Origin of the sequence: Agromyces binzhouensis, assembly GCF_004135055.1 — a bacterium.
Classification (GTDB): Bacteria; Actinomycetota; Actinomycetes; order Actinomycetales; family Microbacteriaceae; genus Agromyces; species Agromyces binzhouensis.
This window is the reverse complement of sequence record NZ_SDPL01000054.1, coordinates 1-11,535: the sequence shown is the minus strand read 5'-3', so window position 1 is coordinate 11,535 and position 11,535 is coordinate 1. Positions and strand designations below refer to the sequence as shown.

General features: G+C 71.4%; 9 protein-coding genes and 1 tRNA gene. 4 read left to right on the top strand and 6 right to left on the bottom strand.

The annotated features are described in order from the left end of the window. Positions 1–276 precede the first annotated feature (276 nt). Positions 277–1,485 carry an aminotransferase class I/II-fold pyridoxal phosphate-dependent enzyme gene (locus ESO86_RS04950; protein WP_242492210.1) on the top strand — a complete coding sequence of 403 codons (1,209 nt, stop codon included), beginning with the start codon at positions 277–279 and terminating at the stop codon, positions 1,483–1,485. 13 nt (positions 1,486–1,498) lie between these two features. Here the strand turns inward: ESO86_RS04950 and ESO86_RS04945 are convergent, their stop codons facing one another. Together ESO86_RS04945 and ESO86_RS04940 are read right to left on the bottom strand one after the other, a co-directional pair. Then, positions 1,499–2,326 carry a carbon-nitrogen hydrolase family protein gene (locus ESO86_RS04945; RefSeq protein ID WP_129233766.1) on the bottom strand — a complete coding sequence of 276 codons (828 nt, stop codon included), beginning with the start codon at positions 2,324–2,326 and terminating at the stop codon, positions 1,499–1,501. 28 nt (positions 2,327–2,354) lie between these two features. Then, positions 2,355–4,238, bottom strand: a complete 1,884-nt coding sequence (locus ESO86_RS04940; protein ID WP_165307339.1) for a KUP/HAK/KT family potassium transporter — start codon at positions 4,236–4,238, stop codon at positions 2,355–2,357. Positions 4,239–4,392: 154 nt separating this feature from the next. On the opposite strand from ESO86_RS04940, the gene ESO86_RS18580 reads away from it, so the two are divergent. Beyond that, on the top strand, positions 4,393–4,578 hold the full coding sequence (locus tag ESO86_RS18580) for a hypothetical protein (protein WP_165307338.1): 186 nt from the start codon (positions 4,393–4,395) through the stop codon (positions 4,576–4,578). Between the two features lie 11 nt (positions 4,579–4,589). Further along, the gene (locus ESO86_RS04935) at positions 4,590–4,868 is read left to right on the top strand and encodes a hypothetical protein (protein ID WP_129233764.1); all 279 of its coding nucleotides are present in this window, start codon (positions 4,590–4,592) and stop codon (positions 4,866–4,868) included. Between the two features lie 110 nt (positions 4,869–4,978). On the opposite strand, the gene ESO86_RS04930 is transcribed toward ESO86_RS04935, so the two are convergent. The 4 genes from ESO86_RS04930 to ESO86_RS04915 form a co-directional block, all read right to left on the bottom strand. Then, positions 4,979–5,055 (bottom strand) — tRNA-Met (locus tag ESO86_RS04930). A 78-nt stretch (positions 5,056–5,133) separates the two neighbouring features. Beyond that, complete coding sequence (locus ESO86_RS04925; protein ID WP_129233763.1) at positions 5,134–6,003, bottom strand: class I SAM-dependent methyltransferase; 870 nt, start codon at positions 6,001–6,003, stop codon at positions 5,134–5,136. Further along, the gene (locus ESO86_RS04920; protein ID WP_165307336.1) at positions 6,003–8,978 is read right to left on the bottom strand and encodes a UPF0182 family membrane protein; all 2,976 of its coding nucleotides are present in this window, start codon (positions 8,976–8,978) and stop codon (positions 6,003–6,005) included. The genes ESO86_RS04925 and ESO86_RS04920 overlap by 1 nt, the downstream gene beginning before the upstream one ends. Before the next feature lie 145 nt (positions 8,979–9,123). Continuing rightward, a complete protein-coding gene (locus ESO86_RS04915; protein ID WP_129233762.1) occupies positions 9,124–10,266 on the bottom strand; it encodes a YlbL family protein in 1,143 nt (380 codons plus the stop codon). Between the two features lie 200 nt (positions 10,267–10,466). Between ESO86_RS04915 and ESO86_RS04910 the strand changes: the two genes are divergently transcribed. After that, on the top strand, positions 10,467–11,535 hold a 1,069-nt coding region (locus tag ESO86_RS04910; RefSeq protein ID WP_165307341.1), incomplete at its 3' end, for a zinc-dependent metalloprotease.

Sequence of the window (11,535 nt, the reverse complement as noted above, 5' to 3'; positions counted from 1 at the left end):
GGGCGCGGCCGGCGCGTCGGCGCGCGGGGTCTCGACCTGGGCGGCGGCCTCCGCGGCGTCCGCACCCTCCGCCGTCGGCGTGGGGTGGTTCTCCGGGATCTGCTCGTTCCCGCCGGTGTTGGTCTCGGTCATCTTCGCTCCTTCCAGCGGATGCCAGCATCCCGCTCCAAGCTGTGCGGCGAGTCGGCGGTCCCTATGTCGAAGCTATGTCGCCCCCGTGAACCGCCCGAGCGCCGCAGTCAGCGTAGCCGCCGCACCGTGGCATACGGTGTGAGCGTGGATGCCATCCCCGAACGACCGCTCGCACCGTGGCAGCGGACCGCAGCCGGAGCGGGGCTGCTCGCCCCCGACGGCGGCGTCGCGCCGACCGTCTTCGCCGAGATGAGCGCGCTCGCCGTCTCGACGGGCGCCATCAACCTGGGGCAGGGCTTCCCCGACGAGGACGGCCCCCGCGAGGTGCTCGACGCCGCCCGCGAGGCGATCGCGACCGGCGTGAACCAGTACCCGCCCGGCCCGGGGATGCCCGTGCTCCGAGAGGCGATCGCCCGCCACCAGCACCGCTGGTACGGACTGACCGTCGATCCGGCGCGCGAGGTGCTCGTCACCGCGGGCGCGACCGAGGCGCTCGCCGCGACGCTGCTCGCGTTCGTGGACGACGGCGACGAGGTCGTCACGTTCGAGCCGTCGTACGACGCGTACGGGGCGATCATCGCGCGCGCCGGAGGCATCCACCGCACCGTGCCCCTGCGATTCCCCGACTGGCGGCCCGACCACGACGAGCTGCGCGCAGCGGTGACCGACCGCACGCGCGTCATCCTCGTCAACTCCCCGCACAACCCGACCGGCATGCTGCTCGACGAGGCGACGCTCGACCTGGTCGTCGAGCTCGCGCACCGGCACGACGCCCTCATCGTCACCGACGAGGTCTACGAGCACCTCGTGTTCGACGGGCAGCACGTGCCGATCGCGACGCGCCCCGGCGGCTGGGACCGCACGATCTCGATCTCGTCGGGCGGCAAGACCTTCAACACGACCGGCTGGAAGATCGGCTGGCTGACCGCTCCCGCGCATCTCGTGACGGCCGTGCTCGCCGTCAAGCAGTACCTGACGTTCGTCAACGGCGCGCCGTTCCAGCCCGCGATCGCGACCGGGCTCGAGCTGCCCGACCGGTTCTTCGCGGATGCCGCCGCGGAACTCGCGGCACGCCGCGACCTGCTCGTCGCGGGCCTCACGAGCGCCGGCTTCGCGCCGTCGGTCCCGGCGTCGGGCTACTTCGTGGTGGCGGATGCCGCGCCGCTCGGCGCGCGCGACGGCGACGCGTTCTGCCGCGAACTCCCCCACCGGGCCGGGGTCGTCGGCGTGCCCGTCACGGCGTTCGTGCACCCCGAGCGCCGTGACGACGTGCGGAGCCTCGTGCGGTTCGCGTTCTGCAAGCGACGCGAGGTGCTCGAGACCGCGGCGGAGCGGCTCGCGGCGATGGGCTGATCGCGGCGTCGGGTCAGCGCGTCTCGCGCTCCACGACTTCGAACCGGCGGAGGGCCAGTGCCGGGTTGCGCTTCCGCACCTCCGCGATCCGGTCCGCCGAGAGCCAGGCGAGGGCGACGTCGGTCGACTCGCCGATCGTGGCGACCTCGACGCCCATCGGGTCGACGATCATGCTGTTGCCCGCGCCGACGGGCGGGGCGTGGTCGGCGGCGAGCACGTAGGCGGTGTTCTCGATCGCGCGCGCGGTCGTGAGCGTGCGCCAGTGCGCCTCCTTGAGCGGCCCGCGCACCCACTCGGCCGGCATGCAGATGACGTCGGCGCCCGCGTCGACGATGCGGCGCGAGACCTCGGGGAAGCGGGCGTCGTAGCAGGTCTGCAGGCCGAAGCGGATGCCGCCGACCGCGAACGTCTCGGGATCGCCGATCTCGCCGGGGGCCACCCACTCGCTCTCGCGCTGGCCGAACGCGTCGTAGAGGTGCAGCTTGCGGTACGCGGCGACGACGCCCTCGCCCGGCGCGATCGCGACGACCGTGTTGGCCACACGGCGCTCCTCGCCGGCGGGGCGCTCGATCATGCCGGCGACGAGGTGCACGTCGAGCCGATCGGCGAGCGCCGCCAGCGCGGTCGTGAACGGCCCGTCGATGGGTTGCGCCGCCTCGACCCAGGCCGGGCCCGGCTCGGGCGTGAAGTAGCTTGAGTACTCGGGGAAGACGACGAGTCGCGCGCCGCGCGCGACCGCCGTGCCTGCGAGGCGTTCGATCTCCGCGAGGTTGGCGTCGGGGTCGTCGCCGGGCGCGAACTGCGCGACCGCGACGGCGAGGGGCGCGGCATCCGTCTGCATGCAACCAGCCTAGGCCGCCCGGCCGTGCTCACACGGGGAGCTCGCGGCCGACGATGAGCGTCCGGCGCGCCGGCAGCTCCGCGAGGTCGACCGGGGAGCCCTGGGTCCGCTCGAGGCCGATGAACAGCCGTTGCTGCCACCTCGGGAGCCTCGAGTCGGCGTCGGCCACGGGCGAGTCCGACGAGACCACGTACGTCGCATCCTCGAGTTGCCCAGCCGTGAAGCCGGAGTCCGCGCGCGTGGCCGCGCGCGCGAGCGCGTCCGCCACCCGCAGCCGTTGGCGGTAGCCGAAGCCGGCATCGATCACGGTCACGCCCGGCGCCAGGGAGCGGGTCTCGACGTCGAGGCCGAACGGCGAGGTGGTCGTCCGCATGGCGAGCACGATCACGTGCTCGGACAGCACCCCGTACCGCTCCAGGAGCGTGGTGAGCGCGACCGGGGCGGTGTCGCTGCTGCGAGCCAGGTACACCGTGGTCCCGGGAACGCGAGGGGCGGCGTGGATCCGGCCGGTCATGGCCGAGAGCAGCGGTTCGTCCCTCCTTCGGGAGATCGTCATCCGGAAGGACCCGCGCCACCAGGTCCACATGGACACGAGCAGGGCCACGCCGACCCCGAGCGGCACCCATCCGCCGCTCACGACCTTGGTCAGGTTCGCGGCCAGGAAGGCGAGCAGCACCCCCAGGATCGCGGCGATCCCGACGGCTCGCAGCACCGACAGCCCGCCGCGGACTCGCAGCAGCAGGAGGAGGAGCGTCGTCGTCGAGCTGAGGGTCACGGTGACCGCGATGCCGTACGCCGACGCGAGCGCCGACGAGCTCTGGAACGCCACGACGAGCCCGATCACGGCTGCGGCGAGCAGCAGGTTGACCGCGGGGAGGTAGAGCTGTCCTCGATGCGTCGCCGAGGTGTGGATGGCGCGGACGGACGGGATCAGGTCCAACCGCCCCGCCTGGTGCACCGCGCTGAACGCGCCGGAGATCACCGCCTGCGACGCGATCACGGTCGCCATCGTGGCGAGGATCACGACGGGGACGGTCGCCCAGCCCGGCACCAGGAGGAAGAAGGAGTTGGGTCCGGCCGCACCGGCCGCCAGCACCGCGGCCGCCTGGCCGAGGTAGGCCAGCAGCAGGCACGGGAAGACGACCGCGAGCCACGCGATCGTGACCGGGCGACGGCCGAAGTGCCCCATGTCGGCGAACAGCGCCTCGGCGCCCGTGATCGCGAGCACCACGCCGCCGAGGGCGAGGAAGGCCGTCCACGGGTGCGCGGCGACGAGCAGCACGATCCAGTGCGGCGAGAGCGCCACCAGCACCTCGGGACCCCGGGCGACGGCGAACGCGCCGAGCACGGCGAGCAGCAGGAACCACACGAGCATGATCGGGCCGAAGACCCGTCCGATGCGCGCCGTCCCGAACCGCTGCACGACGAACAGCCCGACGAGGATCGCGACCGTGATCGGGACGACGAGCGCCCCGAGGTCGGAATCGATCGTGGTGAGTCCCTCGACGGCGGACAGCACCGAGATCGCGGGCGTGATCATGCTGTCGCCGAGGAACATCGCCGCGCCCAGGATCGCGACGCCGGTGGCCAGCGTCCGCATCCTCGCAGTCGGGCGGGCGCGGCGGATCTGGGCGAGCAACGCCAGCAGGCCGCCTTCGCCGTCGTTGTCGAAGCGCATCAGCACGGTGACGTAGAGCACCGTCACCACCAGCGTGATCGACCAGACGACCATCGACGTCACGCCGTAGACGAGGGTGTGGTCGATCAGCCCGCCCGGCGCGAGCGCCGCGCTGAGCGCGTAGAGCGGGCTGGTCCCGATGTCCCCGAAGACGACCCCGAGCGCCCCGATCGCCGCCAGTGCCGTGGGCCCCGAGGGAGCAGTGCGGGGCGCGTCGGTCACATCCGCGGGCATGTCCCGAACTCTACGGACCCTCGTCCATCGGTCGCGCCTCCCACACCGGGAACCCCCGTCCGTCGCCTCCGGAACGCGTGTGAGCGACGCGGTCTGCCAGGATAGGCAACCACTACTCAGGACACCGTGGTGCACCGTCCGTAGCGTCCTCGACATGAGCACCCACTTCCTCGCCTCCCGCACGAATCGCAGGAGGGTCGCGATCGCCGTCGTCCTCGGAATCGTCGCCCTCGCCGTCGCCCTCGCCCTGACGGAGTGGTTCGTCACCGGCGACCTCTCGGCCGTCTTCGAGGGCATCGAGAACGGCCTCACCGGCCAGCAGGCCCGCCGGCGACTCTGAGGAGCCTGACCATGGACACCATCGAAGTCACGGGAACCAACGGCGACCGGCTCGTGTACGACGGCGCGTCGGTCGCGAAGTTCCGGCACAACGGGTTGCAGGAGTCCGTGCGCAACCCGATCTCGACCTACCGGGAGATCCGGGTCACGCACCGGCCGGGCAAGCGCGGCCGGCCCGACAGCTACGAGGTCCTCCTGGCGATGGCCGCATTCATCTCGATCACCGTCGACCAGTCGCAGAAGGCGCGACTCGACGCGCTCGTCGCGGCGCTCGAACGATCGTCGGCGTGAGTGCCTGAGGGCCGCGCCGGAACCACGACCCGGGCGCTGAACCGCCGTGGCATGCGCCGGCCCCGGACAAGCGAAAGGCCCCGGTCCGACTGGACCGGGGCCTTCCGATTTGGTTGCGGGGGCAGGATTTGAACCTACGACCTCTGGGTTATGAGCCCAGCGAGCTACCGAACTGCTCCACCCCGCGGCACAAGAGAAAACACTAGCACGGGATCCGAGGGTGGTCGAATCGAGGCTGCATCCCGGGCGAGTCCGCGAGGAACGCTCAGTCCGGCCGCGCGGTCGCGAGCCTCGAGGCCACCAGCTCGTAGCCGAGCGGCAGCCACTGGCGGTCCGGCCAGCCGAACATCCCGTCGCCCTTGGGCACCGTGATCGGGAACATCCGCCACGGCAGTTCGTAGTGCTCGGCGAAGCCGTCGACCGTGAGCCCGGCGTCGCGGAGCGCGCCGAAGACCTCGCCGAGCGGATGCATCCACTCCCAGGTCCGGGCGTTGACGAGCCTCGCCTCGGGGTCGGCGTAGTCGCTCGGGTCGTCGATGATGTCGGGACCGGTTCCCACGTACGGGAAGGCGAACGCCGGCAGGCCGCCCGGCCCGGCGTCGCCCTCGAAGACGTACGCCGCCGGGTGGCCGTCGGCGAAGAACAGCCGGCCGCCGGGCTTCAGGAACCACGCGATGATGCGGGCCCACTCCGCGACGTCCGGAAGCCAGCCGATCGTGCCCCACGTCGTGAAGACGAGGTCGAACGACTCCGGCTCGGGCAGGCGATGCCGCGCGTCGTAGACGTTCGCCTCGATGAAGCGCGCGCGATCGTCCACGCCGAGCTCGGCGGCCATCCGCCGCGCCTCCTCGACGGCTGGGCGCGAGAAGTCGATGCCGATCGCGGTCGCACCGAGGTTCACGAGCGACAGCGTGTCGGAGCCGAAGTGGCACTGCAGGTGCAGCGCGCGGACGCCGTCGAGGCCGCTCGGGAACATGCGGTCGATGCCCGCCTGCGCGATCGGATCGAGCACGCTGCCGCCCGCACGGAGGCGCGACCGGTCGTAGAACGGCGACGCGACGTGGAGCGCGACGCGCTCGTCCCAGTTCGCGCGGTTCTCCTCGAGCCAGTCGCCCGAGCCGAGCTCGACGGACATCAGCCGTTCGAGGGTTCCTCGGTCGACGGCGCGTCGGTCGACGGGGTGTCCGTCGTGCTCGCGCCGTCGTCCGCGAGGACGATGAGCTCCGAGATGATCTCGGCGAGCTCGGCGTCGGCCGCACCGTAGGCCACCCAGTCGCCGTCCTGCAGCGCCTGTTGCTTGTCCTCGATCGCCTGGCGGGCGCGGTTGAGCAGCGACTGCAGTTCGGTGTCGGTCGTGGTGGGCGGCGTCTCGCCCTCACCGCCGGTCTCGCCGCCGGTCTCACCGCCGTCGGGCGTCGTCGGCTCGACCTCCTCATCGCCCGCGGCCGCACCGGAGTCGCCGCCGAACAGCACGTTCAGCGCCTCGTCGAGCGTGTCCTGGAACGCGATCTCGTCGCCGAAGGCGACCAGCACCTTCTGCAGGAGCGGGTAGCTCGTCTCACCGGTCGACTGCACGTAGACCGGCTGCACGTAGAGCAGGCCGCCGCCGACGGGCACCGTCAGCAGGTTGCCGTTGATCACGTCGGACTGCCCCTGCTTCAGCAGGTTCAGCGACTGCGACACGGTCGGATCGGAGTTGAACGTGTTCTGCACCTGACCGGGGCCGGGAACGTTGTCGTCCTCGGGCAGCGAGAGCAGCCTGAGCTTGCCGTAGCCCTCGGCGCGTTCGCCGTCGGTCGACCCCGCGTCGGAGTCGACCGCGAGGTAGCCGCGCAGGACGTTGCGGCTCGCGCTGCCGCGCGCCTCGGGGATGAACGTCGAGTAGATCGAGTAGGTCGGCGCCTCCTGGCCGGGCATCTGCATCGTCAGGTAGTACGGCGGCTGCAGGAACGAGGTCGCCGCGCCCTGCGTCGGATCGAGGGGCGTCGTCCACGCGTCCTCGCGCGAGTAGAACGTCACCGGGTCGGTCACGTGGTAGCGGCCGAGCACGGCACGCTGCATCTTGAACAGGTCGGCCGGGTAGCGCACGTGGCTCATGAGCTCGCCCGACATCTCGCTCATGTCCTTGAGCGCACTGGGGAAGACCTTCTGCCAGGTCTGCAGGATCGGGTCCTCCTCGTCCCAGGCGTAGAGGGTCACGGTTCCGTCGTAGGCGTCGACGGTCGCCTTCACCGAGTTGCGGATGTAGTTGACCTCGTCGAACGCGAGCGGCTGCTGCACGGCCTCGCTGTCGGAGATGGCCTCGCTGTAGCTGACCTTGTTCGAGTACGGGTACTGGTCGGACAGCGTGTAGCCGTCGACGATCCACACGATCCGTCCGTCGACGATCGACGGATACGTGTCGCTGTCGAGGGTCAGGTACGGTGCGACCTTCTGCACGCGCTCGATGGGGTTGCGGTCGTAGAGGATCTGCGACTCGTTCGAGACCTGGTCGGAGAGGAAGATCTGCTCGGACTGGAACTTCAGCGCGTAGACGAGCTTCGTGAACACGTTGTCGAGCACGGGCCCGCCGTCGCCGGTGAACGTCGTCTGCTGCGGCTCGCCCTCACCGCCGGCCGGGTAGTCCAGCTCGATGGGCGGCGCCCCCTCGGGCGCGCCGACGATCGAGTAGTCGGGCGAGTTCTCCCCGAAGTACACGCGCGGCTCGAACTCCGGGAGCGTGCCGCTCGACGGGATGCCCGACTCGAGGAACACCGGTTGCCCGTCGCTCGACCGCTGGTTGCCGGCTGCGGCCACGAGGCCGTAGCCGTGGGTGTAGACGAGGTGCGAGTTGAACCACGTCTGGGCGTCGTTCAGGCCCTCGAGGTTGAGGTCGCGGATCGCGACGACCGTGTCCTGCGACTCGCCGTCGATCTGGTACCGGTCGACGTCGAGCGTCTCGGGGAACTGGTAGTACTGGCGGAACTGCTCGAGCTGGCGGAACGCCGGGCTGATGACGGCCGGGTCCATGAGGCGGATGCTCGCGGTCGTCCCCGCGTCGGCACGCAGGGCGCCCGGCTCGGCGTCGGTCTTCGCCTCGTAGGGGATCTCCTCGATGTCGGCGACGCCGAACGCGTCACGCGTCTCGTCGATGTTGCGATCGATGTAGGGCGCCTCGAGCGCTCGCGCACTCGGGTCGACCTGGAAGCGCTGCACGACCCATGGGTAGAGCGACCCGATGAGCAGGCTCGACACGATGAGCAGCACCGCGCCGACGAGCGGCAGGCGCCAGCGGCCGAGGATCGCGGTGATGAGGAACAGCACGGCCACGACGGCGGCGATGACCGAGAGGATCTGCCGGCCGGGGATGGTCGCGTAGACGTCGGTGTACGAGGCGCCGGTGATCAACGAGCCGGTCTCGGTGACGGTCGCGTACTGGTCGAACCAGATGCTCACCGCCTGGAGGAGCAGGTAGAGGCCCGCGGTGATGGCGATCTGGATGCGTGCGGCCTTCGAGATGACGACCTCGCGCCCGCTCACGCGGATCGCGCCGTAGAGGTAGTTGGTCGCGATGACGAGCAGGCCCGAGAGCAGCACGACCGCCGAGGCGAAGCCCACGATCGATCGGTAGAAGGGCAGCTCGAAGACGTAGAAGCCGATGTCGAACCCGAACTGCGGGTCGACCGAGCCGAACGGGGTGCGGTTCAGCCAGGCGAGCACCGAGTCCCAGCGGCTCGCGGTCGAGACGCCGGCGAAGATGCCGAGCACGGCGGGGATGCCGTACATCGCGAGTCGCCGCAGCGGCTCGAAGATCTCCTGATAACGATCCAGTTGCGAATTGAGCTTCGCGTACACGGGGCGGGTCCGGTAGGCGATCTGGATGGACAACCACACGGGCAGCGCCATCGCGATGAACCCGATGAAGAAGAGCACGATGCGCGAGATCCACTCGGTCGCCAGCACCTCGAGGAACCCGAGCTGGTCGTACCAGCGGATGTCCGCGTAGATACCGGCGAACACGAAGAACGCGACGACGAGGGCACCGACGATGCCGATCGTGATCGCGATCGGCGCGCGGCGGCGCGTCGTCCTCGGTTCCTGCGACTGTGCTGTGGACACTCTCGGCCTCATTCGGGTCGGGACGGGATCGGATTCCCATCCTACGGTCGGCTTTCTTGGAAACGGCTGGCGGGGCGGGCCGCGCGGCTCCGCTCGGGGCGAACGCGCCGCGGCATCCGCCATTTCGGACCCCGGCGGACGGCCGGGGGCGCGGAGCTCAGCCGACGACGCTCTCGCAGCTGCGGAACGCCGACGTGTCGCCGCCCTCGCCGATCGTCTCGACGACGCTCCGCGCCTCCTCGAGCGTGCCGACCGCGAACACCTCGAGCCCGTCGGGCACGTTGCCCACGACCTCGTCGCAGTTGGCCTCGGGCGCGAGGAACCACTCGGCCTCGGCGTCGACCGCGCCCCAGAGCTTCTGGCGGATGCCGCCGATGGAGCCGACGGTCCCGTCCGAGTCGATGGTCCCGGTCCCCGCGACGTTCTCGCCGCCGGTCATCGCGCCGGGCGTCAGCGTGTCGACGATGCCGAGCGCGAACATCATGCCCGCGCTCGGTCCGCCCACGTCGTTCAGCTGGATCTCGACGTCGATCGGGAACTCGTACCGCATGCGCACCCCGACGCCGAGGACCGCGTTGCCGCCGTTCTCCGCCGGCGTCGCCTCGACGGTGAGCGCCTCGCCGTCTCGGACGATCCCGATCTCGGCGGGCGACTCCGTCCCGTGCACGCCGAGCGCGGTGCGCAACTCGTCGACCGAGTCCACCTCGGTGCCGTCGACCGACCGGATGACGTCGCCCTCCTCGATCACGCCCTCCGCGGGCGTCCCCTCGCCCACGCCCTGCACGACCACGTCGCGCGGGAAGTCGTAGCCGAGCTCGACGAGCGCGGCCGCGATGGCGTCCTGCTGCGAGTCGACCATCTGCGCCTCGTTCGCCGCGTCGCGGTCCTCGGTGCTGATGCCGGGCGGGTACAGCACCTCGACCGGCAGCGCGGCGCGGCGCGGGTCGATCCATGCCGCCGCGACGTCCAGCCACCCGGGGGTCGCACCGGGACGCCCGATCGCCGACACGGTGAGGAGGTCGAGCGATCCCTCGGTCGGGAAGGTCTCCTCGCCGGGGACCTCGATCAGCGGGACCTCCTCGCCGTCGACCTCGGTCGTGCCGAGCGTGTCGTACACCGGCCCGGCCTGCTGGATGACGTACGGGCTCGGCAGCAGTGCGAGGCCGAGGCCGATGACGGCGGCGACCGCGACGGCCGTCCAGCCGATCCGCTCGCGACGCGAGCGCCGCGCGACAGCGGCGCGCTCGGACGTCGGATCGGGTGCCGACCGGTCGTCGCCAGGGCCGCCGAAGAGCGTCATCCGCCGTGGTCCTTCCCGAGCGCCCGCGGGGAACCCGGCGCTGTTCGCGACGGGCGGACACCCGAGGGGTCAGCCTAGGCCATTTCCCGGCGAGGACGCAGATGAGCGGCGGTAGCGTGGACCGCGAAGCGAGGGAGGTGGCCCGAGTGGCCGAACGCGACCAGGAGCCCGACCGCGACCCCGAGGACGAGTTCCGCGACATGCTGCGGGAACTGCTGTCCGGCTCGGGCGGCATCGACCCGTCCAAGCTCGCCGGCGCGGCCGGACTGCCGAACGATCCCGCGAGCCTCGCGGCGCTCTTCAGCCAGCTCCAGCAGGCGATGCAGCGCTCGGAGGAGGAGGGCATCGACTGGTCGCTCGCGCTCCGCCAGGCCGAGCAGCGCGCCTCGACGGGACAGCGCCAGATCGCCTCCGCCGAGACCGAGCGACTCGACCGGGCCTTCGACCTCGCGGCGCTGTGGCTCGACGAGGCCGTCGAGGTCTCAGCCCTGCCGGGCACGCCCGAGCTGCTCACCCGCCGCTCCTGGGCCGCGGCGACGATGCCCATCTGGACGCAGCTCGCCGAGCCGGTCGCGCTCAGCATCGCCGACTCGCTCACGCGCGTGATGAGCGAGCAGGCGCCCGAGGAGCTCCGCTCGATGATCCAGGGTGCGAGCCGCATGATGCGCGGCATCGGGGGCGCGATGTTCGCGATGCAGCTCGGCCAGGTCGTCGGCCAGCTCTCGACCGAGGTCGTCTCCGGCGGCGATGTCGGGCTCCCCCTGCTGGAGGACGGCCGGGCCGCCCTCCTGCCCGAGAACGTGGTCGAGTTCGGCGAGGGCCTCGACATCCCGAGCGACCAGGTCGAGCTCTACCTCGCGGTGCGCGAGCTCGCGCACGCCCGGCTGTTCCGCCACGCGCGCTGGCTGCGCCTGCACCTCATCACGGCGATCACCGCGTTCGCGCGCGGCATCGACGTCGACGTCGAGCGCCTCGAGCAGCTGGCCGAGGGCTTCGACCCGTCCAACACCGACGAGCTGCGCGACGCCGTCGCGAACGGTGCGCTCCTGCGACCGAAGAGCCCGGAGCAGGAGGCGGCGCTCGGCCGACTCGAGACGATGCTCGCGCTCGTCGAGGGCTGGGTCGACGTCGTGACGGCGGATGCCACGTCCCGCCTGCCGAAGTCCGACGCGGTCGCCGAGACGATCCGCCGTCGACGCGCGACGGGCGGACCGGCCGAGTCGGCGCTCGCGACGCTCGTCGGCCTGGAGCTGCGCCCGCGCCGCCTCC